Source organism: Homoserinimonas aerilata (assembly GCF_006716125.1).
GTDB classification, from domain to species: Bacteria; Actinomycetota; Actinomycetes; order Actinomycetales; family Microbacteriaceae; genus Homoserinimonas; species Homoserinimonas aerilata.
In genome coordinates this window covers 1,020,952-1,045,223 of sequence record NZ_VFOM01000001.1, presented here as the reverse complement: position 1 = coordinate 1,045,223, position 24,272 = coordinate 1,020,952, and the positions used below count along the sequence as shown (strand labels likewise).

The 24,272-nt window shown below is 65.7% G+C and carries 19 protein-coding genes; 9 read left to right on the top strand and 10 right to left on the bottom strand.

The genetic code is table 11. The features are described 5' to 3' along the window. The first annotated feature begins 159 nt into the window (after positions 1–159). Positions 160–1,236: a septation protein SepH gene (gene sepH, locus FB562_RS04905; protein ID WP_141880122.1), complete on the top strand. Its 1,077-nt coding sequence runs from the start codon at positions 160–162 to the stop codon at positions 1,234–1,236. A 31-nt stretch (positions 1,237–1,267) separates the two neighbouring features. On the opposite strand, the gene FB562_RS04900 is transcribed toward sepH, so the two are convergent. Continuing rightward, complete coding sequence (locus FB562_RS04900; RefSeq protein WP_141880121.1) at positions 1,268–2,419, bottom strand: alkaline phosphatase family protein; 1,152 nt, start codon at positions 2,417–2,419, stop codon at positions 1,268–1,270. 11 nt (positions 2,420–2,430) lie between these two features. Here FB562_RS04900 and FB562_RS04895 point away from each other — a divergent pair, with 11 nt between their 5' ends. Beyond that, positions 2,431–4,893 (top strand): DNA gyrase/topoisomerase IV subunit A, encoded by a 2,463-nt coding sequence (locus FB562_RS04895; protein ID WP_141880120.1) that lies wholly within the window; start codon positions 2,431–2,433, stop codon positions 4,891–4,893. Between the two features lie 62 nt (positions 4,894–4,955). Here the strand turns inward: FB562_RS04895 and FB562_RS04890 are convergent, their stop codons facing one another. Continuing rightward, entirely contained in the window at positions 4,956–7,037 is a 2,082-nt protein-coding gene (locus tag FB562_RS04890) for a DNA gyrase/topoisomerase IV subunit B (protein WP_141880119.1), read from the bottom strand. 238 nt (positions 7,038–7,275) lie between these two features. Here FB562_RS04890 and FB562_RS04885 point away from each other — a divergent pair, with 238 nt between their 5' ends. Continuing rightward, positions 7,276–7,500, top strand: coding sequence for a DUF7455 domain-containing protein (locus FB562_RS04885; RefSeq protein WP_141880118.1), 225 nt, complete (start codon positions 7,276–7,278; stop codon positions 7,498–7,500). Positions 7,501–7,610: 110 nt separating this feature from the next. Here the strand turns inward: FB562_RS04885 and alr are convergent, their stop codons facing one another. Beyond that, positions 7,611–8,699 (bottom strand): alanine racemase, encoded by a 1,089-nt coding sequence (gene alr, locus FB562_RS04880; protein WP_141880117.1) that lies wholly within the window; start codon positions 8,697–8,699, stop codon positions 7,611–7,613. Next, entirely contained in the window at positions 8,696–9,451 is a 756-nt protein-coding gene (locus FB562_RS04875) for an alanine racemase (protein ID WP_141880116.1), read from the bottom strand. Before FB562_RS04875 ends, alr begins: the two co-directional genes overlap by 4 nt. Positions 9,452–9,625: 174 nt before the next feature. Here FB562_RS04875 and FB562_RS04870 point away from each other — a divergent pair, with 174 nt between their 5' ends. Next, positions 9,626–10,648, top strand: coding sequence for a sugar-transfer associated ATP-grasp domain-containing protein (locus tag FB562_RS04870; protein ID WP_141880115.1), 1,023 nt, complete (start codon positions 9,626–9,628; stop codon positions 10,646–10,648). 64 nt (positions 10,649–10,712) lie between these two features. Here the strand turns inward: FB562_RS04870 and FB562_RS04865 are convergent, their stop codons facing one another. The 4 genes from FB562_RS04865 to FB562_RS04850 form a co-directional block, all read right to left on the bottom strand. Further along, on the bottom strand, positions 10,713–11,414 hold the full coding sequence (locus tag FB562_RS04865) for a coenzyme F420-0:L-glutamate ligase (protein WP_141880114.1): 702 nt from the start codon (positions 11,412–11,414) through the stop codon (positions 10,713–10,715). 29 nt (positions 11,415–11,443) lie between these two features. Continuing rightward, entirely contained in the window at positions 11,444–12,784 is a 1,341-nt protein-coding gene (locus FB562_RS04860; RefSeq protein ID WP_141880113.1) for an RNA polymerase sigma factor, read from the bottom strand. A 199-nt stretch (positions 12,785–12,983) separates the two neighbouring features. Continuing rightward, the gene (locus FB562_RS04855; protein WP_141880112.1) at positions 12,984–14,312 is read right to left on the bottom strand and encodes an MFS transporter; all 1,329 of its coding nucleotides are present in this window, start codon (positions 14,310–14,312) and stop codon (positions 12,984–12,986) included. 48 nt (positions 14,313–14,360) lie between these two features. Then, a complete protein-coding gene (locus FB562_RS04850) occupies positions 14,361–15,284 on the bottom strand; it encodes a proteasome assembly chaperone family protein (protein WP_141880111.1) in 924 nt (307 codons plus the stop codon). Between the two features lie 77 nt (positions 15,285–15,361). Between FB562_RS04850 and FB562_RS04845 the strand changes: the two genes are divergently transcribed. The 3 genes from FB562_RS04845 (at position 15,362) to sucB (ending at position 19,930) form a co-directional block, all read left to right on the top strand. Continuing rightward, on the top strand, positions 15,362–16,852 hold the full coding sequence (locus FB562_RS04845) for a leucyl aminopeptidase (RefSeq protein WP_141880110.1): 1,491 nt from the start codon (positions 15,362–15,364) through the stop codon (positions 16,850–16,852). 93 nt (positions 16,853–16,945) lie between these two features. After that, entirely contained in the window at positions 16,946–18,319 is a 1,374-nt protein-coding gene (lpdA, locus tag FB562_RS04840; RefSeq protein ID WP_141880109.1) for a dihydrolipoyl dehydrogenase, read from the top strand. Between the two features lie 51 nt (positions 18,320–18,370). After that, complete coding sequence (sucB, locus tag FB562_RS04835) at positions 18,371–19,930, top strand: 2-oxoglutarate dehydrogenase, E2 component, dihydrolipoamide succinyltransferase (RefSeq protein ID WP_141880108.1); 1,560 nt, start codon at positions 18,371–18,373, stop codon at positions 19,928–19,930. Positions 19,931–19,952: 22 nt separating this feature from the next. On the opposite strand, the gene FB562_RS04830 is transcribed toward sucB, so the two are convergent. Then, complete coding sequence (locus tag FB562_RS04830) at positions 19,953–21,422, bottom strand: protein kinase domain-containing protein (RefSeq protein ID WP_141880107.1); 1,470 nt, start codon at positions 21,420–21,422, stop codon at positions 19,953–19,955. A 122-nt stretch (positions 21,423–21,544) separates the two neighbouring features. Between FB562_RS04830 and FB562_RS04825 the strand changes: the two genes are divergently transcribed. Further along, positions 21,545–22,261: a DUF4191 domain-containing protein gene (locus FB562_RS04825; RefSeq protein WP_141880106.1), complete on the top strand. Its 717-nt coding sequence runs from the start codon at positions 21,545–21,547 to the stop codon at positions 22,259–22,261. A 10-nt stretch (positions 22,262–22,271) separates the two neighbouring features. On the opposite strand, the gene FB562_RS04820 is transcribed toward FB562_RS04825, so the two are convergent. Then, a complete protein-coding gene (locus FB562_RS04820; RefSeq protein ID WP_141880105.1) occupies positions 22,272–22,685 on the bottom strand; it encodes an RDD family protein in 414 nt (137 codons plus the stop codon). A 137-nt stretch (positions 22,686–22,822) separates the two neighbouring features. Here FB562_RS04820 and glnA point away from each other — a divergent pair, with 137 nt between their 5' ends. Then, on the top strand, positions 22,823–24,247 hold the full coding sequence (glnA, locus tag FB562_RS04815) for a type I glutamate--ammonia ligase (RefSeq protein ID WP_141880104.1): 1,425 nt from the start codon (positions 22,823–22,825) through the stop codon (positions 24,245–24,247). Positions 24,248–24,272: the final 25 nt, after the last annotated feature.

Below are 24,272 nucleotides of genomic sequence, written 5' to 3'. Positions count from 1 at the left end.
GACAGTTTGCCTTATTACTCGTGCGAATAGCAAACGGCACTTTCGCGTCTTTTTCGTTACGTCCTAGGCAACTTACGGCACGCCCGGGTTATTCCCCTCCGGATCGCGGAACACATGACAATCTAGAGGCGAATCACGACGGCCTGAGAGGCGATCAGCATGCAAGACCTGAGAGTCATCGGAGTTGAGAACGGCGCACTCCTCGTCGCAACAGAGGACGGCGCACGTTTCCGCATCCCCATCGACGAAGCGCTGCGGTCGAAGGTCCGCCAGAGCAGCCCCGAACCGCAGGGAGGCCGCAAGGTCGCCCCCAAGGAGATCCAGCAACACATCCGCGCGGGAATGTCCGCCGACGACGTCGCCTCGATGACGGGGGCATCCGTCGAGTACATCCAGAAGTTCGAACGCCCCGTTCTCGCGGAGCGTGAGTTCGTCGTGACCGCCGCGCTCGCCGTCCCCGTGCACACCGCCCAGGACACGAGTCCGCTCGATGGCGGAACCTTCGGCCAGGTCATCCAGGAGCGCCTCGGCGATCTCGGTGCCGCCGACATCCGCTGGGCGAGCTGGAAGGATGTCGAATCCGGCTGGATCGTCAAGCTCTCCTTCACCGCAGACGAGATCGAACACGACGCCCGCTGGCAGTTCGACCCGAAGAAGTCGACGCTCGTGCCTCTCGGGAATGAGGCCATCGCGCTCTCGCAGCAGGGAGAGTTGACCGGATCCCTCATCCCCCGCCTCCGTGCGGTGGGAGGGGAACCGCGAACCCCCGACACCTCGCGCTTCGACAGCGGAGCGTTCACCGACCGGGATCTCGAGCACCAGGACACAGCCCCCTACGTCGACCCGATCCCATTCACGAGGGCATCCGACCCCGCGGTGGCCGCCGCCGCCATCAACCGTTCGCCCGATGCGTCCACGGCCGAGTCCGGTCACACCGCAGATCTGCTCGAGGCCCTGCGTCGCCGCCGAGGTGAACGCGAACCCGCCGGCTATGACGAGCTCGAGGAGGCAAAGGCCTCGCACCCCTCCACCGGCAGCATCCGGGTGATCGACATTCCCCTCGACGATTTCAACGGAGACGACGAGGCAGATCCATCCGGTCCTTCAACGCCGTCAGCTCGCGACGAGAGTCGCCCCACGCCGGTCGCCTCCATCGCCAAGGGTGGCCGAAAGGGCAGGGTGTCGATGCCGAGCTGGGACGACATCGTCTTCGGCGCCAAGTCCGACGACGACTGAGGCCGAGAAGCACCTTCGCGACGCAACCAGATCAGGATGCGGCGTAGTCGCCCATTCGCAGCAGCGGGATCTCCGTCTCGGCTGACGAGACGGAGCCGTGCTGGCCGACCATGGCGCGCGCGGAGGCGGTCGCCGTTCGGGTGTCGTAATAGGCGATCCCGTCGCGGGCGGCCACGAGGACATCGCCGATCCGCGGCAGCACCTCGGGCTTGACCACAGGGCCGAACCAGCCTGCCGCGACAGCCTCCTCCCTGGTCACCACCCACGACCTGGCGCTCTCGCTGGCCTGCCACGCAGCGAGCGTCCGAGCACGAAGCGCCTCATCGGCATCCGGATCCCAGTGCAGCTGCAGGCAGCGCGGTTCGCCTGCGACATGGCGGATGCCGTCGAGGAGTCCCGGAATCTCATCGAAGTGAACGTGTGAGCCTGCGGGGACGTCGAGCACACCATGATCGGCGGTGAGCAGGGCCCCCTCTCCCTCACGCAACCCGGCCGAGAACATCCGGACGGCGGAGTCAAGCTCCTCAAGACGGGCGATCCACTGCTCGGACTCCCAGCCGTGGCGGTGCGAGACCTGGTCGAGCTCGGGGACGTACAGGTACACGAGCGCCCTGTCATTGGCATCGAGGATGTCACGGGCCACCTCGAAGCGGCCCTCGATGGACGGTGAGGCACGGAACTCGGCTCCCCTGAGCACGGCACGGGTGAAGCCGGAATCCGCATAGCGGGCGGCTCCCACGACGAAGGCAGGCACGCCATCTGCGACGGAACGCTCGAAGAGGGTCTGCTCGAGCTGCCACCGCTCGGGTGGCATGAGGTCATCCCATCCGGTGAGCTGGTTCACGACCCGATCGTGCGCTGCGTCGAAGGCCGTGTATCCCACGATGCCATGCTCACCGGGGTTGTGCCCTGTCGTGAGAGTCGCCAGGGCCGCAGCGGTGGTCGTCGGAAAGCCGGAGCCGATCGTCGTCGGTGCGGTGTCATCGAGGAGCATCCGCATGAGTGAACGGGCGTGGCCGGACCTCGCCCTCAGCGCTGCAACGCCCAGGCCATCCGCCACCACCACGACCGCTCGATCCACGGGGCGGAGATCCAGCGCGTTGTCCTCGTGCCGCACCGAAGCGAACAAACTCGACAGCACATCGGCAAGGCTGAACCGGTGGGAATGATGGGCCGGTAACATGAGGGCATCCTATGACTACATCTGCCAAAGCCCCCGCCGACGACTCCCAGGAACGCATCGACGACGTCGATCTCGCCACCGAGATGGAAGGCTCGTTCCTCGAGTATGCCTATTCCGTGATCTACTCGCGGGCCCTCCCCGATGCCCGCGACGGACTCAAGCCGGTACAGCGACGCATCCTCTTCCAGATGACCGAGATGGGGCTTCGACCAGACCGCGGCCATGTCAAGTCCGCGCGCGTCGTCGGCGACGTCATGGGCAAGCTGCATCCGCACGGTGACGCCTCCATCTACGACGCGATGGTGCGCCTCAACCAGCCGTTCATCATGCGCGTCCCCCTCGTCGACGGGCACGGCAACTTCGGCTCCCTCGACGACGGCCCGGCTGCCCCCCGCTACACGGAGGCCAGGCTCACCGCCGCTGCTCTCGCACTCACCGCAGACCTCGACGAAGACGTCGTCGACTTCGTACCCAACTACGACAATCAACTGACCCAGCCCGAAGTCCTTCCTGCGGCGTTCCCCAACCTCCTCGTCAACGGGGCGACCGGAATCGCGGTCGGCATGGCGACGAACATGGTGCCGCACAACCTCATCGAGGTGGTCGGCGCAGCCAGGCATCTTCTGCAGAATCCGGATGCACCACTCGACGAACTGATGGCGTACGTTCCCGGGCCCGATCTTCCGACGGGTGGAACGATCGTCGGACTCTCCGGTGTTCGCGATGCCTACGAGACGGGCCGTGGCAGCTTCAAGACCCGCGCCAGGGTCTCCATCGAATCGATCACGGCCCGCAAGATGGGGCTCATCGTCACGGAGCTCCCCTACATGGTCGGCGCCGAGAAGGTCATCGAGAAGATCAAGGACGGTGTGGGCTCCAAGAAGCTCAGCGGGATCTCCGACGTCACCGACCTCACCGACCGCAAGCACGGGCTCAGACTCGTCATCGGCATCAAGACCGGCTTCAACCCCGAAGCGGTGCTCGAGCAGCTCTACAAGCACACGCCTCTCGAAGACCAGTTCAACATCAACAATGTTGCGCTCGTCGGCGGTGGCCCCAAGACCCTCGGGTTGAAGGAGCTCCTGCAGGTCTACGTCGATCACCGTGTGTCGGTCACGACGAGGCGCAGCCGCTATCGCCTCGCAAGGAGGCAGGAGCGCCTGCACCTCGTCGAAGGGCTTCTTGTGGCCATCCTCGACATCGACGAGGTCATCCAGGTCATCCGCGCGAGCGATGACGGGGAACAGGCACGCAACAGGCTGATCGATGTCTTCGACCTCAGCCAGCTTCAGGCCGAATACATCCTGGAGCTACGGCTTCGGCGACTCACCCGCTTCTCCCGCATCGAGTTGGAGACCGAGCGTGACAAGCTCCGGGCCGAGATCGCCGAGCTGGAACTCCTGCTCTCGGACTCGGCACGCATCCGTGCACTCGTCGGTGACGAACTCGAGCAGGTCGCCGAAGAATTCGGCACGCCCCGGCGCACCCTGCTCACCGAGGCGAGCCGCAACGTCGTGGCCAAGGGAGCCTCGGCATCCTCCCCGGTTCTTGAGATCGCCGACACGCCCTGTCGCGTGCTGCTCTCCACGACGGGACAGATCGTTCGCATCGACCTGGCCGAAGGCGCCCTCGACGGTGTCACGCCGGCAGCCAGGCGGGCGAAGCATGATGCGATCCTCTCCGATGTGCACACCACCAGCAGGAGCGAGATCGGCGCGGTCACCACCCTCGGGCGGATCATCCGCTTCTCCCCCGTCGACCTGCCGGTCGTGCCCGAGTCGTCGGTCTCGCTCGCAGCGGGGCGGAAGGTCGCGGAGTACATCGGCATCGATCCCCGCAGGGAGAAGGTTCTGGCGCTTGTGTCCTTCACCTCCGAGACACCGCTTGCGCTGGGGACCCTGCAGGGGGTCGTCAAGCGCCTCTCCCCCGGCGAGCAGGCGAACAGACCAGATTTCGAGGTCATCGCGCTCAAGCCCGGTGACGAGGTCATCGGGGCCGCAGAGGCGCCCGACGACGCAGAACTCGTCTTCGTCACCTCCGACGCCCAACTGCTCCACTTCGGTGCTTCAGCCGTGCGCCCACAAGGGCGCACCGCCGGCGGCATGGCCGGCATCAAGCTCTCCGCAGGCGCCCGTGCCATCCACTTCGGCGTCATCGGCGATCGGGCCGCAGCCGTCGTCGCCACGGTCTCCGGTTCGAGCGCGACCATCCCGGGAACCGATCCCGGACGGGCCAAGGTGAGTGCCTTCTCCGAGTTCCCCGGCAAGGGTCGGGCCACGGGCGGCGTGCGTGCGCACTCCCTCCTCAAGGGTGAAGATGTGCTGGTGCTCGCGTGGGCCGGGCCCGCCCCCGTTCACGCCGTCGCCGCGAACGGAACCGTGCGGCAGCTTCCTGACTCCGGCGCACGCAGGGATGCCTCGGGTACGCTGCTCGACGACGTGATCGACTCCATCGGGCACGCCTACGGAGCCTGAGGCCCGCTCAGCGCCGGGCGAGCCGCGTCGCCGCGCTGTGCCACGCCGCCGCGCTGCGGATCCTAGACGTCGATACGGTCCCGGCTCAGGGCATCCGAACCCGCGATGATGAACTCCTTACGCGGGGCCACATCGTTGCCCATGAGCAGCTCGAAGACTTTGTCGGCAGCGGCCGCATCAGACACGTTCACTCGCCTCAGCAGGCGATGTTTGCGATCCATTGTCGTCGTCGCCAGCTGCTCGGCATCCATCTCTCCGAGGCCCTTGTAGCGCTGGATCGGGTCCTGGTAGCGCTTGCCGCTCTTCGCGAGCTGAGCAAGCAGGCGCTGAAGCTCGGCCTCCGAATAGGTGTACAGGGTCTCGTTGGGCTTGGAACCCGGATTCATCACGACGACACGGTGCAGAGGCGGAACCGCCGCGTAGATGCGCCCGTCCCTGATCATGTCGGGCATGTAACGGTGGAACAGTGTCAGCAGAAGGGTGCGGATGTGAGCACCGTCGACATCCGCATCGCTCATGATGATCACCTTGCCGTAGCGGGCGGCGCTGAGATCGAAGCTACGGCCCGAACCGGCACCGATCACCTGGATGATGGACGCGCACTCCGCATTCGAGAGCATGTCGGCGACGGATGCCTTCTGCACATTCAGAATCTTGCCGCGGATGGGCAGCAGGGCCTGATATTCGCTGTCACGCGCAAGCTTCGCCGTGCCGAGCGCGGAATCGCCCTCGACGATGAAGAGCTCGCTGTTGGCCACGTCGTTGCTGCGGCAATCGACCAGCTTGGCCGGAAGCGACGAGTTCTCCAGCGCGTTCTTGCGGCGCTGGGTCTCCTTGTGCGTCCGCGCCGACACGCGCGACTTCATCTCGGCGACGATCTTGTCCAGGACGAGAGACGCCTGCGTCTTGTCGTCACGCTTGCTGGAACTGAAGCGCTCCTTGAGCTGCTGAGCGACCACCTGCGTGACGATCGCCTTCACTGCAGGAGTGCCGAGGATCTCCTTCGTCTGGCCCTCGAACTGCGGCTCGGGCAGGCGGACGGTCAGCACCGCGGTGAGACCTGCGAGGATGTCGTCCTTCTCCAGCTTGTCGTTTCCGACCTTGAGGCGTCGGGCGTTCTGCTCCACCTGGCTGCGCAGGAACTTCATCAGTCCCTGCTCGAAGCCCGCCTGATGGGTTCCACCCTTCGGCGTGGCGATGATGTTGACGTAGCTCCGGAAGACCGTGTCGTAGCCGGTGCCCCAGCGCAGGGCGATGTCGACCTCGCACTCGCGTTCCAGCTCCGTCGCGACCATGTGCCCGCGGTCGTCGAGCACGGGCACGGTCTCCTTGAAGCTGCCGGTGCCGGTCATCCGCCAGGTGCTGGTGAGGGCGGTGTCCGGGGAGAGGAAGTCAACGTACTCGGAGATACCGCCGTCGAAGCGGAACGTCTCAGTGACAGGAGCATCGGCGCGCTCGTCGATGACCCGAAGCTCGAGCCCTCCCACGAGGAATGCCGTCTGCCGCACCCTGGACAGCAGTTCCTCCGCCTGAAACGCCGTGCCCTTTGTGAAGATCTGCGGGTCAGCCCAATAGCGAACACGGGTTCCGGTGACGCCCTTGGCAACCTTGCCGACCACACGCAGTTCGCTGCCCTTCTCGAACGGGGTGAAAGGGGCATCCGGGCGAGGCTCGCCCTTGTCGGCGAAGGTGCCCGGCTCACCGCGATGGAACGACATGGCCCAGGTCTTGCCATCGCGATCGACCTGCACATCGAGTCGCTCGGAGAGAGCGTTCACGACGGAGGCACCGACACCGTGGAGACCACCGGAGGATGCATAGGAACCGCTGCCGAACTTGCCACCGGCATGCAACTTCGTGAAGACGACCTCGACGCCGGAGAGGCCCGTCTTGGGCTCGATGTCGACAGGGATGCCGCGGGCGTGATCACGCACCTCGACGCTGTCATCGGGATGCAGCACGATTTCTATGGCGCTGCCATGCCCACCGAGAGCCTCGTCGACGGAATTGTCGATGATCTCCCAGAGGCAGTGCATGAGACCGCGAGAGTCAGTGGAGCCGATATACATCCCCGGGCGCTTACGTACCGCCTCGAGCCCCTCGAGAACGGAAAGATGCCGTGCGGAGTAATCAGAACTCGCCACCGAATAGTCTCCTTCGTGACCGGTAAACAGGGCTGCGCGTCACACGGCGAAGCCGGCGGCGGGCGTCTACAAGACTATTCGCGACGGCGACTGCTGCTCTGCAGGACACCCGGTGCGCTCAGAGACCTACGCGGTGAGCGAAATACCGCGCCACGATGCAATGGAAACGCTGCCGACGTGTTTGTATAGGTAGCACGACGATCAACCATCGCCGGTGCTTCACCAGAAGGAGGAACCCATGTCTCAGATCACCGAAGAGACCGTAGAGCGTGACTCCTACCAGTTGACCGCCTCCGACCGCTGCGACAGCTGCGGGGCGCAGGCGTACATCCGCGTCGCCATCGGTGACAGTGAGCTGTTGTTCTGCGCACACCACGGACGTCGGCACCAGGAGAAGCTCGAGGCCATCGCCACCGAGTGGCTGGATGAGTCCAGCAGGTTGCTCGAGTCCAACAACGCCTGATCCGCAGATCGCCCGAAGCCACCGCTCGGGCGCTGACTGCGTTTCGATGCCGGTCCCGTTGACGGGGCCGGCATCTCTCGTTTTCTGGGCGCGCGTCCGTGAGGCGCTGATCAGCCGATATGGATGCGCGGGATTGCTGCCGAAATCCTGACGACGATCTCCTCGCCAATCGTGCCCAGCGCATCCGCCCACTCCTGGAGTGTCGCTTCGCCGTCGTCACCGGGGCCGAACAGCCGAGCCGTATCGCCGAGAGACACAGCCGAGCGGTCCACCCGAAGCCTCAGGGCGTCGACGCCGACCTCGATGACGGGCCACCGCCGGCCGCCGACCGTCACCTCGACGCGCCCCGCGCACTCGCTCAGGATGCCGTCGCCGTAGCCGATCGGGATGGTCGCGATCGAGTGCCCCGCGGCATCCGGATCATCGTCAACCGAGACGATGGGAGCGCGCAATGTCATGACGGGAGTGAGGCCGAGTTCGCCCGGGCCGATGCCGCTGCCGGGTGCGATCCCGTAGCAGAATGCGCCGAAGCGGACCATGTCAAAGCGGGCGTCATCACGGCCGAAGCCGGCTGCGCTGGCCGCGAGATGACGAACGCTGAAACTCGCACCGAGCCCCTCCGCGATCGCGATCGCCTCGGTGAATCGTGCGATCGACGCCGAATCCTCTTCGTCGGATGCCTCGGAGATGTGCGTCCACACGCCCGCTAGGACGACGCTGCCCGCCTGCTCCGCAGCGACGGCGGATGCGACGAGCGTCGGCCAGTCCTCTGGGTCGGCACCATTCCTGTGAAGACCCGTGTCGATCTTGAGGTGGATGCGCGCGGGCTTCGCTCCCGACGCCGCGATGATCGCATCCAATTCGGCGACCGTTGAGATGCCGAGTTCGACACCGCCGTCGAGAGCAGCGCGCAGATCATCGTCTGGTGAGAAGAGCCAGACGAAGAGACGCACGGCCTCTCCGATGCCCGCCGTGCGCAGCGCAAGCGCGGGGCCCAACTCGAGGACCCCAAGTTCGGTGACTCCTGCAGCAACAGCAGCCCGGGCAATGGGCACGAGGCCGTGGCCGTAGGCGTCACTCTTGATGACGGCCATCAACCGGGCCGGAGCGATCCGCGAAGTGAGCAATGCGAGATTGCGTTCATAGGCCGCGAGATCGATCACAGCCTCAGCAGAAACCTGTTTCGGGCGCGAGTTCATGCGTACCTCCGCGGCAGGTGCGAGCCGAGCATCGTGACGATCTCCGATGCGGACTTCTGTAGCTGTGCGGCGAGCCCGGCCGCCGTCGGCTCGCCCCGGGTCGGGTCGCCCAGCAGAACGGCATGATCACCGACCGCCGCAATGCCGGAGCCGGTGTCGAGCACCGAGGCATTCATCGCCACCCGGCCCACGATGGGCCGATCCGCCCCGGCGCACCAGGCCGTCGCACGGTTGCCCGCCGAACGATCGAGCCCGTCGGCGTAGCCGATCCCGACGAGGGCGAGGCGGGTATCGCGCGGGGCGATGAAGGTGTGGCCATACGACACCCCTTCTCCTGCCGCGATGCGCTTGATGGCGACCACGCGTGCTCTCACGCGGAGAGCGGGCCGGAAGCCGTCGCCGAGCCCGTAGAGCTCAGGGCCGGATGCGATGAGAGAGTCGATCTCGACGCCGCGTGAGGGCTCCACCCCGGCGATCGGGCTCACGCGCCCGCCCCTCAGGGACACGATCGCGGCGCCCAGATCGAGCTGCCGGAGCGTGGCAGCGGCCTCGGCTGAACTGACGCCGAGCGTGCGCACGCCACCGTCGACCACGGCCGACGCAGCTTCAGCGAGTCCGTGACCATAGGCATCCGCCCTCAGATCGGCGACGAGCCGCTCGGGGTCGACGCCATCGATGAGGGATGCCGCATTCGACCGGATCGCTGCGAGATCGACCTGTGCCTCATGCAGCGCATAGGGATCGAGCACCACACCTCACAACTCTCGTCTGAACCGGATCAGATGGCCAATTCTAGCCGTCCGGGTGCGAACACAGTGGGCACACCGCTCCGAGCAACCCCTCTGCAGCGGGTACGCTGAGAGCTGGAATTCGCCCGGCCGAAGGATGGCCGGCAGACGATCGTCACCGACAGGAGACCCAGCACAGTGAGCAAGAAGAGCCTCGACCTCGGCGCCCGCCTGAAGTATTTCGTGGACCGGGTCCGGGGATTCAACGGCTCCGCGCTGTGGAGCCGCGCGCGCGCTGTCGCCGCTCAGCACGGTAAGAACCCGGTTGCGATCGTCGTGGACATGCTGTGGTCTGCTGCATTCCGCAGTGCACCGTTCCAGGACTACGTCGATTGGGACTTCGCGATCCTCAATCGCACAGAACGCGCGACCTACATGACCCACGCGATCTCGAACCATCTCGCCATGACGTTCGACGAACCCGCGTATCGCGGGCTGTTCCACGACAAGATCGAGTTCAACAAGACATTCGACGGCTTCCTCGGACGCGAATGGCTCGACGTCCGCGAGGCGAGCGCCGAAGAGCTGCAGGACTTCGTCGAGCGCCACGGTGTGGTCATGGGCAAGGTTCCCTTCAGCGACTCGGGCCACGGCGTCGAACGCTACGAGGCGGCCGCCACAAGCGATTGGGCGGCGTTCCGCTCGGAGCTGCTCACGAAGGGCCAGACCCTCGTCGAGGAGTACATCACGCAGCATCCGGTGCTCGCCGCGGTGTGCCCCGGAACCGCGAACACCACGCGCGTCACGACCTTCTTCGACGGCAGCACGACGCATGTGCTCTCCATGGCGCAGAAGTTCGGTCGCGGCCAGGCCAGCGACCAGCAGACCTTCGGCGGCTTCTACACGATGCTCGACCTCGATGGCGCTTCACGTGGTCCCGGCTACGACTCCCATGACGGGGTCCACCCGACTCATCCCGAGTCGGGTGTGTCCATCCCCGACTTCCGCCTCCCCATGATCGACGAGCTCTTCGCGTTCATGCAGGAGATCGGACGAGTCGTACCGCAGATGCGCTACGTCGGCTGGGATGTCGTGATCGGTGAGAAGGGCCCCGTGCTCGTCGAAGGCAACTGGGCTGCGGGCGTCTACGAGAACAAGCCGAGTATCACGGGGATTCGCACGGGCAGCCTCCCCCGCTATCGCGAGGTCATCGGCTTCTAGCCTCGGGAGCATCTCAGGACGCGGCCTGTGCGCTCACCACTTCTGACTGCGACTCCGAGCAGGTTCAGGAGGCGGGACGGATGATCCCCATGGGCGTGCTCTGGTGCCCTTGGCCGAGCGGGTTGTCGAGCAGAACCGAACGGATGCGTTTGGTCACCGACGCACTGACGGTGGACCCGATGATGTCCCCGCCGAGGTCGTTCATGTCGACGATCACGACCTCCGCACGCCCTCCGAGCAGCTCGCGCAGTTCTCGGGCAACAGCATCGGGCTTGGCAGGTGCCAGCACGACATAGTGGTTGTACGGCGGGATGGTGCCACTCGTCGGACCGTCGATCCCCCGTGCCTGTGTTCCCGCGATCCGATAGAAGTCACCTCGGCGACCGAACAGCTTCGTGATCGCAGCAACACCGGCGGCGAAGACGATACGAGGCACACCGCATTCCTGAAGCGCCATCTCCATGGTCTCCGGCATTCCCAAACCGATGCCTGCTGGCGTCTTCGTCACACGCTGAGAGAGCCAGCGGGCGAGCGGTCTCGGCGTCACACTGTCGATCGGATAGGCGCGGCCCTGCGCGATCGCGACGATCTTCTCCGTCACGAACAGCACATCGCCTGCTTGAACGAGCGGCGCGGCGAACTCTGTGACGATCTGGGAGATGTCGTCGCCGTCGACGACGAGCCTCGTCTTGATCGGGATGCGCTCGTAGCGGACGCCGTCGACCTCCGTGACGAGCTGTTTGCCGTCATTCGCCTCAACGGTCATCGTGCCGCCTTCCTCTTGTTTCGTACGGCCTACTCGAGGTAGTCGCGCAGCGACTGCGAGCGTGACGGGTGGCGCAGCTTGGCCATCGTCTTGGACTCGATCTGGCGGATGCGCTCACGCGTGACGCCGAAGGTGTCGCCGATCTGGTCGAGGGTCTTGGGCATACCGTCACCCAGGCCAAAGCGCATCCGGATGACCCCTGCCTCACGCTCGGAGAGCGAATCCAGCAGGGACTCCAGCTGCTTCTGCAGCATGGTGAAGCCCACAGCGTCGGCGGGAACGACAGCTTCGGTGTCCTCGATCAGGTCGCCGAACTCGCTGTCGCCGTCCTCACCGAGCGGGGTGTGCAGGGAGATCGGCTCGCGACCGTACTTCTGCACCTCCACAACCTTCTCCGGAGTCATGTCGAGCTCGCGGCTCAACTCCTCCGGTGTGGGCTCGCGGCCCAGATCCTGGAGCATCTGCCGCTGCACACGGGCCAGCTTGTTGATGACCTCGACCATGTGCACCGGGATGCGGATGGTGCGGGCCTGGTCTGCCATGGCGCGCGTGATCGCCTGCCGAATCCACCAGGTCGCATAGGTCGAGAACTTGAAGCCCTTGGTGTAGTCGAATTTCTCGACGGCACGGATGAGGCCCAGGTTTCCCTCCTGGATCAGGTCGAGGAACTGCATTCCGCGACCGGTGTAGCGCTTGGCGAGGGAGACCACGAGCCGCAGGTTCGCGCCGAGCAGATGACTCTTCGCACGCTGTCCGTCGCGGGCCACCCACTGCAACTCGCGCTTGTGTGTCGGCGAGAGCTTGTCACCCTCGCTGGCGAGCTTGTCCTCCGCGAAGAGGCCGGCCTCGATGCGCATGGCAAGCTCGACCTCCTCCGCTGCGTTGAGGAGTGCCACCTTGCCGATCTGCTTCAGGTAGTCCTTGACCGGATCAGCCGTGGCGCCCGTGATGGCTGCAGAGTAGACCGGGACCTCGTCGTCCTCGTCGGCCATCGACAGCACGATCGCGCCGGTCGGGAGCTTCTCGTCCTTGGACGTGTCCTCCTTGTCGGAGTCCTCATCGTCGTCGACCTCGGGGGCGTCGATGTCGACCTTGTCGCCCTCTGCTTCATCCTCGTCCTTGGCCGCGGCCTTCGCCGGAGCCTTGGCCTTGGCGGCGGGCTTGGTGGCCGCCTTCTTGGGCGCAGCAGCCTTGGCTGGCGCCTTGGCAGCTGTCTTGGTGGCCGGCTTCTTCACGGCCTCGTCGACGACGACCTCGTCGTCCGTCGCCTTCGATGCCTTCTTCGTCGTCGCAGCCTTGGCAGCCGAGGTCTTCGTCGTGGCGGCAGCCGCCTTGGACGTCGTTGCGGATGATGTGGCTCGGGTAGCCATACGGTTACCTTTCATTCAGGATGATCGTGCGGCACCTATTCGGGCAGCACTAAGACCCATGTCAAGTCCGGATTCCAACCGCAGCTAAGCGGAATGCCTGTCCGGACGTCGAACGGGTCTCGATTGCCAATTATTGCACGCTTTCAGGGGCGCAAAGTCCACCGCGGGATGTTCAGTCGTGCAGCGGAGCAGGCACACGTCAGTGCCCTCGTCTCTTCAACACCCTGGAGACTACAACCCACAACGGCGCCACTTCTATTCCCTCATCGGTGTGCATCTGGCGGCGAGTGCGGCGTCTCGCCCGGACTATGCCAACCACCCCGACGGCGAGCACGAGGTACTGAACGAGGAACGCGAGCCGGAAGGCACCCCACGAATAGAGGCCTCCTTCACCCCCGTCGATGACGCCGTGGCGATCGATCAGGTCGAGACTGACTCCCACGAGGAACATCATGACGAAGGTCGCGACGAAACCACCGACGTTCACGAAGCCGGTCGCAGAGCCGTGGCTGCGCATGGGATTGAACTCCCGGGCGAACTCGAAGCTGATGAGTGACCCCGGCCCCCCGACTCCGAGCACCACGATGAGTACGACGATGAGCCAGAACGGCGGCTGCGTGGGCCAGAGGAGGACGACCGCCCACGCCAGCGCCGTGAGCGCGATGACGGTGAGGACCAGATTCGATCGCCTCAGTGGGAATCGTGCGGTCAGGATGCCCAGAATCGGGCCGATCACGATCGCCGAGACGATGAACAGCGTGAGGAGTGAGGATGCCGTGGACGTGTCGTACCCGAGTCCGTTGACCATCAGGGGGAAACCCCACAGAAGGGCGAACATCGACCCGGGAGACTGAGTGGTGAAGTGCGACCAGAATCCCAGCTGCGTACCCGGACGGCGGAGGGCATCGCGGAGCTGCTGCATTGCCGTCTTCCAGTTCTGCTTCTGCTCCGGCCTCCAACTGTCGTCGCGGCCATTTCGGACGACGAGCGCCGTCAGCACGAGCGCAAGGACAGCCATGGCGGCGGCGCTGAGGAATGCACTCATCCATCCATAGCCGTGAAGAATCCAGACGAAGGGCACTGCCGACAGGATCTGCCCGAGCTGTCCGATGTTTCCCGTCCACTGCGAGACCTGCGGGAGCACCCTCCCCTCGAACCAGAGGGAAAGCAGCCGGAGCACGGAGATGAAGGTGAACGCGTCGCCCGCACCCACAAGCATCCGACCCGCAATTGCCACCGAGAACTCGGGGGCGAGCGCCACCGCGACCTGGCCGAGGCCCATCAGGGCTGCACCGAAGATGATCAGTGCCCTCGGGCCGACCCTGTCCAGAAGAACACCGACGGGCACCTGGAGGGCAGCGTAGACGACGAGCTGTAGGACGGCGAGCGTTGAAAGCTGTGAGGCAGAGATGTCGAACTTCGCGCTGGCGTCAACGGCCGCGACGCCGAGCGAAGAACGCTGCAGTACCGCCACGAGGTAGGCGAAGACGGCGACGCTCCACACAAGCCAGGAGCGCGCGGAATTCACAGCCCCGATCCTACCGGCCGGTGAGTGAAGACGGCGCAGTTGCAGCGCTCAGAGGCTGCGGCCATCCTCATCGTCGCGTCGAATCGCCAAGAACTTCTCCAGCTCGGCGGCGATCTCGTCTGCTGTCGGAAGCTCCCCATCCTCGTCCATCAGGGGCGAGCGGATCGCGTTGCCCTCCATGTAGGCGTCGTGACGCTCCTCGAGCGCGCCGACGAGCCGTGCGAGCTCGTGGTTCTCAGCGACCTGGGCGTCGATCTTCGCGCGGAACTCCCTGCCCTCGCCACGCAGGCTGTCGCTCGGGAAGATCAGACCCGTCGACGAGCTGATGTTCTCGAGCGCCGCGATCGCGGCGTCGGGGAACTCCGTGTCGGCAAGGTAGTGCGGAATCAGCAGCACGAAGCCGACGGCCGGGTGATCGGTCTGCTGCAGCCTGTACTCGAGCAGGTGCAGTGCGTTGGCAGGGACGGTCGTATGCGGCTTCCACACCGAGCGCGCTTCAATGAGGTCATTGCGGTTGCCGCTCACCGTCACCCCAAGGGGTCTGGTGTGCGGAACCGGCATCGGAATGGAGTGCAGCCACGTGGTGGATGCCACCTCGAAGTGGTCGATCAGCCCGAGCATGGCGGCGGTGAAGCGCTCCCACTGGAAGTCAGGCTCGTAGCCGGAGAACAGCAGGAACTGCTGCCCGATCTCATCGGTGACGAGTGCGAGCGAGAGCCGCGCAGGCTCGTAGTCCGCGAGATGGTCTTGATCGAAGTAGATCGTCGGGCGGCGGGCCCTGTAGTCGAGCAACTGGTCATTGTCGAAGGTCGCGACAACCGTGTGCTCGAGCGTGTCGAGCAGGTGTGCGGTGAACTGGGAGACGGCAGATCCCGCATCCGCGAACCCCGTCAGCGCTGCGACGAGCGGGAGCCCACTCGGCACCAGCGCGGAGTCGGCGTGCAGCTCGTAGAGGCCCTCGGGATCATGCATGATTCGATGCTAGCCGCCGCACTCGCAGGTATCGGCCGGAGCGGCACGCCCACAGCGAACACACCTAGCATTGAGGCATGGCCATCCCCACTCTCACGATTTCGTCGACCCCTCCGCAGCAGATCGACGGGGACATCCTCGTTCTCGGCGTCACTGCGAGCGATTCGGGCCCGGCTCTCGCCGCCGCCCCTGCCGGTCTCGAGCAGCTGGAGCTCTCACTGAGTTCGATCGGCGCGACAGGCGCACGCGACGAGCTGCTGCGGGTGCCGGCATCCGGGATCTCGGCCTCGGCAATCGCCCTTGTGGGCCTCGGCTCCGGAGAGCCGACGCCCGCCACCCTTCGCTATGCGGCCGGGGCCGCATCCCGACAGCTGACCGGTGTCGACTCGCTGGTCATCGCGCTGCCCACCGCTTCCGTCGACGACGCCGCCGCCGTATTGGAGGGCGCCGCGATCGGCGCATACGCCTTCACCAGACTCCGCTCGATGTCTGCAGCGAAGACGAAGGCCCCCGCCACGTCGATCGTCGTGGCCACCACCGTCGCTGTCGACGATGAAGCGGTTGTGCGAGCGAGCGTTGTGGCGGAGGCGATGGCATCCGTGCGCGACCTCGTCAACGCTCCCGCCTCGGAGCTCTACCCCGAGACGTTCGCCGACGCCGCCGCCGCGGCGGTCGCCGGTCTCCCCATCGAGGTCGAGGTGCTCGCGGAAGCAGAACTCGAGGCCGGAGGCTACGGAGGGCTGCTCGGCGTCGGGCAGGGCTCCGATCGAGGGCCCCGCCTGGTTCGGCTCAGCTACTCCCCGGCCAATGCACAGAAGCATCTCGCACTCGTCGGCAAGGGCATCACATTCGACACCGGCGGTCTCTCACTCAAGCCTGCGACCTCGATGGTCGGCATGAAGTACGACATGACAGGGGCCGCGACGGTGCTCTCCGTCATCGTGTCGGCTGCGCGCCTCGGCCTTCCGCTGCGGTTGACGGGGTGGCTGTGCCTCGCGGAGAACATGCCCTCCGGCCGGGCCATGCGGCCCAACGACGTGCTCACGATCCGCGGCGGCACGACTGTCGAGGTGCTCAACACGGATGCAGAGGGGCGACTCGTGCTCGCCGACGGACTGGTCGCCGCGAGCGAGGAGCAGCCTGACGCGATCATCGACATCGCGACGTTGACGGGTGCGGCGATCACCGCCCTCGGCACGCGCTACACCGGCGTCATGGGAGACAGCGAACTCGTCGCCAAGGTGGTCGACATCGCGGATGCCGTCGGCGAGCCGTTCTGGGCGATGCCGTTCCCCGAGGAACTCAGGGCCAGCCTCAATTCCGACGTCGCCGACCTCGCGAACGCGAAGATGGGCACCAGTGCCGGAGGCATGCTCCTTGCGGGCGTGTTCCTCAGAGAGTTCATCGGCAAGCGTGCGGACGGCGGAGAGCCGATCGCCTGGGCACATCTCGACATCGCCGGCCCCGCCCACAACACGGGAGGCGGATACGGATTCACCGGCAAGGGTCCCACCGCCGTGACAGTGCGTGCCCTCATCGCGCTGGCAGAGGAATTTAGCAGGGCGTAGTAGGGTTTTTGCGTACGACCAATCTGCCGCTGAGCCCGACACGACATCCCGCTGCCGGGCTTGCATGAATCCTGATCCACAAGGAGTTGCCGGGTGTCTGACCAGAATTTTGATGTAGTGATCCTCGGTGGCGGAAGCGGTGGCTACGCCGCCGCACTGCGTTCCGTACAGCTCGGCTTCAGCGTCGCGCTTGTCGAGAAGGGCAAGCTCGGCGGCACCTGCCTCCATGTCGGATGCATCCCCACCAAGGCCCTCCTGCACTCGGCCGAGGTCGCCGATGTGTCGCGCGAGTCCGCGAAGTACGGCGTCAACACGACGTTCGAGGGCATCGACATCGCTGCTGTGACGGCTTACCGGCAGGAAGTGGTCTCCAGCAAGTTCAAGGGACTGTCCGGCCTCATCAAGATGCGCGGGATCACGGTCATCGAGGGCGAGGGGCGCCTTGTGTCTCCCACGACCGTCGAGGTTGCAGGCGTCCAGTACACGGGCAAGAACGTCATTCTCGCGACAGGTTCATACTCGCGCTCGCTCCCCGGGCTCGAGATCGGCGGTCGGGTCATCACCTCCGAGCAGGCCCTTGACCTCGACTTCGTTCCCAAGAAGGTCGCAGTGCTGGGCGGCGGCGTCATCGGCGTCGAGTTCTCCAGCGTCTGGAAGTCCTGGGGCGCCGACGTCACCATCATCGAGGCGCTTCCGCACCTCGTTCCTAATGAGGACGAGGCGATCAGCAAGCAGTTCGAGCGTGCCTTCCGCAAGCGCGGCATCAACTTCAAGCTCGGCGTCCGCTTCCAGAGCGTGACGCAGAACGAGGATGGCGTAGTTGTCACCCTGGAGAACGGCGAGACCGTCGAGGCAGAGCTGCTTCTCGTCGCCGTCGGGCGCGGCCCGTCGACGGCTGGCCTCGGCTTCGAGGAGGCGGGCATCCAGCTCGACCGCGGCTTCGTCACGACCACCGAGCGCCTCGCCACCAACGTTCCCGGCGTGTACGCGGTCGGCGACATCGTGCCCGGCCTGCAACTCGCCCACCGCGGCTTCCAGCAGGGAATCTTCGTCGCCGAGGAGATCGCTGGTCTCAACCCGATCGTCGTCGAGGATGTCAACATCCCCAAGGTCACCTACTCCGACCCCGAGGTCGCCTCGATCGGACTCACCGAGGCGAAGGCCCGCGAAGTTCACGGCAACGAGAACGTGTCGACCTACGACTTCAACCTTGCCGGCAACGGCAAGAGCCACATCATCGGCACCTCCGGCAGCATCAAGGTCGTCCGGGTCAATGACGGCCCCGTCATCGGCGTCCACATGATCGGCGCCCGTGTCGGCGAGCTCATCGGCGAAGCCCAGCTCGCGGTCAACTGGGAGGCCTACCCGGAGGACATCGCGCCGCTCATCCACGCTCACCCCACGCAGAACGAGGCCCTCGGAGAGGCGTTCCTCGCCCTCGCCGGTCGCCCGCTTCACGGCGTCTGAATCAGCGCGAACTATGCTTTACACAGAGTATTCACATAAGGAGTTACAGTCATGAGCCAATCCGTCAACCTTCCGGCGCTCGGCGAAAGTGTCACCGAGGGTACGGTTACTCGCTGGCTGAAGAACGTGGGCGACCACGTCGAGGTCGACGAGCCCCTGCTTGAGGTCTCCACCGACAAGGTCGACACCGAGATCCCTTCGCCGGTCGCCGGCGTCATCGAGGAGATCCTGGTTCAGGAGGACGAGACCGTTGAGGTCGGAACCGCGCTTGTGACCATCGGAGACGGCTCGGCCGCAGCGGAGGAACCGGCTGCGCCCGCGTCTGAGACCCCGGCTGCCGAAGAAGCGCCCGCCGCCGCTGAGGCCGCCCCTGCTGCCCCTGAAGAGCCCGCCGCTCCCACGGCTGAGGCCCCGGCCGCCCAGCCGGCGCCTGTCGAGGCTCCCGTCCCGAGCACCGAGGCCCCTGTTGGGGCCCCCGCAGAGCAGACGCCTGCGGCCCCCGCAGCTGTCGATGCTCCTCCGGCGGCAGAAGCCGCACCTGCTCAGGGCGAGTACCTGCCGTCCGCTCCCCCGGCCGCGGTTCCGACCGCGGAGGCTCCGGCCGCTGCCCCTGTCGCGGAGGAGGCTCCCGCAGCGGTTCCCGCTGCCGAGGCACCCGCCGCACAGGAAGCCGCGTCTGCTCCGGCAGCCCCTGCGGCCGCCCCGGCCGCCGCGAACTCGGGCTACGTGACCCCGCTCGTACGCAAACTCGCCAACGAGAAGGGCATCGACCTGTCGGGCGTCACCGGCACCGGTGTCGGCGGACGCATCCGCAAGCAGGACCTGCTCGAGGGCGCAACAACCGCTGAGCAGCCCGAAGCTGCCCCGGCAGCCGCCGTCGCCGTCGAGGACTCGCCGCTCCGCGGAACGACGGTTCCGATGTCACGCCTGCGCAAGGTCGTGGCGGAGCGCGCCGTCATCTCGATGCAGTCGTCCGCGCAGCTCACCTCCGTGGTCGAGGTCGATGTGACCAAGGTTGCGGCTCTTCGCACCAGGGTCAAGGACTCCTTCCTGGAGAAGACCGGCGAGAAGCTCTCGTTCCTGCCGTTCTTCGCCCTTGCCTCCGCCGAGGCCCTCCGCCAGTACCCGATCATCAACGCCACCATCGACGGCGACAACATCGTGTACCCGGCTCAGGAGAACATGAGCATCGCGGTCGACACCGAGCGTGGCCTGCTGACCCCGGTCGTGCGGGATGCGGGCACACTCGACATCGCGGGCTTCGCCAAGCAGATCTCCGATCTGGCGAGCCGCACGCGTGACAACAAGCTCAAGCCCGACGAGCTCGCGGGGGGTACCTTCACGCTGACGAACACCGGTTCGCGCGGAGCCCTCTTCGACACCCCCGTGGTGTTCCTGCCGCAGGTCGCGATCCTCGGCACAGGCATCGTCACGAAGCGTCCCGTGGTGGTCTCCGCTGGCGGCACCGACGCGATCGCGGTTCGCTCCATGGTCTACCTGGCGCTCTCCTACGATCACCGCATCGTCGACGGGGCGGATGCCGCACGGTTCCTGGTCTCCGTGAAGAACCGCCTCGAAGCAGGAGAATTCGAAGCCGACCTCGGCATCTGATTCCGCATCCGCCCCGCACCCCTCACAGGGTGAACAGGTCGCGGATACGCCAACCGGCCTCGGTCCTGATCATCAGGACCGAGGCCGGTTCGTTTTCGGCTCCATCCTGCACGGCAGAGGACACGAGCGCCGTGTCACCCATCCTGTCGACCAGAAGCAGCTCTGAGCCGGCGGTCTCGTCGATCGACAGGGTCGGAGCATCCGCACCCTCCTGCATCATCCTGATCGCATGGCGATCGGCCTCCCACGCGACGGAGTCGAGCTGGTCGACATCGTCGAGGCAGAGCACCGACAGCGTCTCGAAACAGTGCTCACGCAGCATGAGGAGTGCCCGCGCAGCCTCCACCGGATCATCACCGAGCACATGCGCATTCTCTTCACCGCCCAGGCCTGTGTCTGCCTCCGGCGCAGCGGGAGCGTCCTGCGCCACATCGGCGAGCTGCTCACCAGGCGCCTCCTCGGGCGACGCAGCCGTGTCATCCAGCAGCAGCAACGCGGCAATCCCCCCGACCACAAGCACGGCGATGAGCACCCAGAAGCGCGGGCGGATGCTGCGCAGAGCATTCCGCAGACGAGAAGCCACCGCATCAGGCCGAAGCTTCGCGATCGCCTGCGCGAGAGCATCCGCGATCCAGTCCGGCATCCCGGCCGAAGTGAGCCACGACGGGATCGTCGCCTCGACCGCTGGCTCGGCCGACGGAGTACCACCCGACCTCAGAGCACCTGTTCTGCCGCCCCGGGTGGCCCACGACGCACGTTCGGCAGGGGGCGCCAGCCCGATGGCGACCGGATCGGATGCCTCGAACAGTCGCTGAACGAGTACATCGGTGAAGCCGGACTCGCCAGCCGCCCCTCCCCGCGGACCGAGCCATTCCAGGAGCCCGACGACTCTCTGGTCTTCGACGGCATCGGTCCTGAGCAGGATGCCCCGGGCGAGGTCAGCCATCGCGGTGCGATCAGAGTCGAACAGCCGCGCCGCCGCCTGTTGCTCCGGCTTGAGAACGCCGCCATTCTCGGTGCCGAACACGGCTGCGCCGAAGCCGCACAGAACAGGCGTTCCCTCATCATCGAACAGCACCTTTGCCGGGCCCAGACTGTTGTGGGCGATCCCTCTCCCATGCAGGAGCGCAAGCGTGCGAGCGAGGGGAACGAGAATCGTGACAGCCTCGCCGATACCCAGCGACTCTCGAGAGCCGAGGAGTTGCACGAGCCCAACAGCCTGAAGACGCTGCAGGACGAGCGCTGGGCGACCCCCGGCATCCGTCATCACATCATCAACCCGAGCCACATGCGGCGACCGGATGCGCGACAGCGCCTCGATCTCGGCATCGATCGAGGTCGTCGACACGTCGCGACGAAACAGTTTGACCGCAGCGGTCGTCGATGTCGCCAGCGCGGCGCCGCCCTCGCCCTGCACGCGTGCCAGCCACACCTCCGCCCTTCGCCCGCTGCCCAGTCGGCGAATCAATCGGTAGCCACCCACATCTGTCATGCCCTCAGCTTCTCGGTCCAAGACCGCACCGGAGTGTGAGCAGCGGGAAGCTGTGGAGCGGCTCCGCCCAGAGCGCAATGGTGAGGAGCACAGCAGGCTCCGACAGGCCCTATCCTTGAAGGATGGCACGCCGTGACTCGACAGCCCCCAAGGCCCCCAAAGAACCCGGTCGCATCAAGCAGATGTACCAGGTCTTCCAGATGACCCGGAAGTACGACCCGAGCTCCGTATGGTGGATGCTCCTCGGCTTCCTCGGGCCGCTCGCGGTCGTCGTCACGCTCGGAATCGTGCTCTCCAGCGGTAACGTCTTCGGCATCGTGCTCTGGAGCGTCTCAGGGCTGCTGGCCGGAGTTCTGGTCTTCCTGATCATCCTGAGCAGGCGTGCCGAGCGTGCCGCCTATTCGCAGATCCAGGGCCAACCGGGCGCTGTCGGTGCTGTGCTCAAGAGCTCGCTTCGCCGTGGATGGGCCGCGAGCGAGATTCCCGTGGCCGTCAGCCCTCGCACGCAGGACGCCGTCTACCGGGCCGTCGGCCGCGGCGGCATCGCACTGATCGGCGAAGGGCCCAAGTCACGTACGACGCGGATGGTCGAAGAGGAGCGCCGCAAGATCGCGCGGATCGTTCCCAACGTCGCCATCAACGTCATCCACGTCGGGCCGGATGCCGACTCCGTGCCTCTGCACAAGATCGCCCGCACACTCGGAACGTTCAAGAGGCAGCTCAGCAAGGCTGAGATCTACGCGGTGACGAACCGGATCTCATCCCTCGACAACAAGGGTGGGCTCGCGATCCCGAAGGGCATCGATCCCACGAAGGTTCGCGCACCGCGACCTCGCTAGCTGTTCGGCTCTAGATCCGCACCAGAACCGTTCCCGCAGCCTTGTCGTGGAGACCGCGCTGATCGGCATCCCAGATGAGGGCCGGCAGGACCAGAAGCAGTACGACCGTACGCACGATCGGCCGCCACACGCCGATCCAGCCACCCCTGAGTGGCACCACGCGCACGCCGACGCAGACATGGCCAATCCCCCCGGACAACAGCATGAGGAAGCCGATCTGCGTCACGGCGAAGATCAGCGTCGACGCCCAGTACTGGTAGTCGAAGAAGACGTACGAGAGCAGCATCGCGATCGCGAAGTCGATGAGCAGGGCGAGCAGCCTTCTCCCGAAGCGTGCCACGGAACGAGGCCCGTCGGAGGGAAGGCCCAGGCGCCTGCCCGGCCAGGTGTCCTCCTGGGGCGGGGAGGGGTGCTGTGAAGACATCCGGCAAGTCTATGAGCAACCGTGCCCGTAACATGGGTGAAACAATTGCGACATGGCCGAGAAATCCCCCGCGGCTAGCGTGTGGGATGGCTGTAGACGCAGTCCACCCCCGAACACGCCCAGTTGGAGTCTTGTCAATGTTCAGTGATTCGTCAGAAGTGCTCAAGTTCATCAAAGAGAACGACGTCAAGTTCCTTGACATCCGTTTCACGGATCTCCCCGGCGTCCAGCAGCATTTCAACATCCCCGCATCGACGGTCGACGAGGACTTCTTCCGCGACGGGCAGCTCTTCGACGGTTCCTCCATCCGGGGCTTCGCGTCCATCCACGAGTCGGACATGCAGCTGATTCCGGATGTCAGCACCGCCTACATGGACCCGTTCCGGGCCGAGAAGACGCTGATCATGGTCTTCGACATCTACAACCCCCGCAACGGTGAGGTCTACGGGCGTGACCCGCGCCAGGTCGCGAAGAAGGCCGAGAAGTATCTGGCATCGACCGGTATCGCCGACACCGCCTTCTTCGCCCCCGAGGCCGAGTTCTACATCTTCGACGACGTCCGTTACGAGACCACGCAGAACAGCAGCTTCTTCTCCGTCGACTCCGAGGAGGGCGCGTGGAACACGGGCCGCGTCGAAGAGGGCGGCAACCTGGGCAACAAGACGCCGTTCAAGGGCGGCTACTTCCCCGTCAGCCCGGTCGACAAGCAGGCCGATCTGCGCGACGACATCAGCCTCAAGCTGATCGATGCGGGCCTCATCCTCGAGCGCGCGCACCACGAGGTCGGCACGGGCGGCCAGGCGGAGATCAACTACCGCTTCGACACCATGGTGCACTCGGCGGATGACATCCTGAAGTTCAAGTACATCGTCAAGAACACGGCGAACGAGTGGGGCAAGACGGCGACGTTCATGCCGAAGCCACTCTTCGGCGACAACGGCTCGGGAATGCACACCCACCAGTCGCTGTGGAGCGATGGCAAGCCCCTGTTCTACGACGAGAGCGGCTACGGCGGGCTGAGCGACATCGCGCGCTGGTACATCGGTGGAATCCTCAAGCACGCGGCAGCCATCCTCGCCTTCACGAACCCGACGCTGAACTCCTACCGTCGGCTCGTGCCCGGCTTCGAGGCCCCCGTCAACCTGGTGTACTCGGCGGGCAACCGCTCGGCGGCCATCCGCATCCCGATCACCGGAACGAACCCGAAGGCCAAGCGCATCGAGTTCCGTGCCCCCGATGCCTCGAGCAACCCCTATCTCGCCTTCGCCGCCCAGCTGATGGCCGGACTTGACGGCATCAAGAACCGCATCGAACCGCACGAGCCGGTCGACAAGGACCTCTACGAGCTGCCGCCCGAGGAGGCCAAGAACATCCCCCAGGTTCCGGGCTCCCTCGCAGAGGCCCTCGACGCCCTTGAGGCGGACCAGGAGTTCCTGCTCGCCGGCAACGTCTTCACGACTGATCTGATCGAGACCTGGATCGCGTACAAGCGCGAGAAGGAGATCCTCCCGGCAGCCCAGCGCCCGACGCCGATCGAGTACGAGCTGTACTTCGGGGTCTGAGCACCGCACACAGAAGGGGCCGCAG

Coding starts and splice junctions, on each gene's coding strand:
- FB562_RS04865 (WP_141880114.1), bottom strand. CDS start 11,414: ATGACCGTTGAGGCGAATGACGGCAAACAGCTCGTCACGGAGGTCGAC.
- FB562_RS04845 (WP_141880110.1), top strand. CDS start 15,362: ATGGCCATCCCCACTCTCACGATTTCGTCGACCCCTCCGCAGCAGATC.
- sepH (WP_141880122.1), top strand. CDS start 160: ATGCAAGACCTGAGAGTCATCGGAGTTGAGAACGGCGCACTCCTCGTC.
- sucB (WP_141880108.1), top strand. CDS start 18,371: ATGAGCCAATCCGTCAACCTTCCGGCGCTCGGCGAAAGTGTCACCGAG.
- FB562_RS04885 (WP_141880118.1), top strand. CDS start 7,276: ATGTCTCAGATCACCGAAGAGACCGTAGAGCGTGACTCCTACCAGTTG.
- FB562_RS04850 (WP_141880111.1), bottom strand. CDS start 15,284: ATGCATGATCCCGAGGGCCTCTACGAGCTGCACGCCGACTCCGCGCTG.
- FB562_RS04860 (WP_141880113.1), bottom strand. CDS start 12,784: ATGGCTACCCGAGCCACATCATCCGCAACGACGTCCAAGGCGGCTGCC.
- alr (WP_141880117.1), bottom strand. CDS start 8,699: ATGAACTCGCGCCCGAAACAGGTTTCTGCTGAGGCTGTGATCGATCTC.
- FB562_RS04900 (WP_141880121.1), bottom strand. CDS start 2,419: ATGTTACCGGCCCATCATTCCCACCGGTTCAGCCTTGCCGATGTGCTG.
- FB562_RS04830 (WP_141880107.1), bottom strand. CDS start 21,422: ATGACAGATGTGGGTGGCTACCGATTGATTCGCCGACTGGGCAGCGGG.
- FB562_RS04825 (WP_141880106.1), top strand. CDS start 21,545: ATGGCACGCCGTGACTCGACAGCCCCCAAGGCCCCCAAAGAACCCGGT.
- FB562_RS04820 (WP_141880105.1), bottom strand. CDS start 22,685: ATGTCTTCACAGCACCCCTCCCCGCCCCAGGAGGACACCTGGCCGGGC.
- FB562_RS04895 (WP_141880120.1), top strand. CDS start 2,431: ATGACTACATCTGCCAAAGCCCCCGCCGACGACTCCCAGGAACGCATC.
- glnA (WP_141880104.1), top strand. CDS start 22,823: ATGTTCAGTGATTCGTCAGAAGTGCTCAAGTTCATCAAAGAGAACGAC.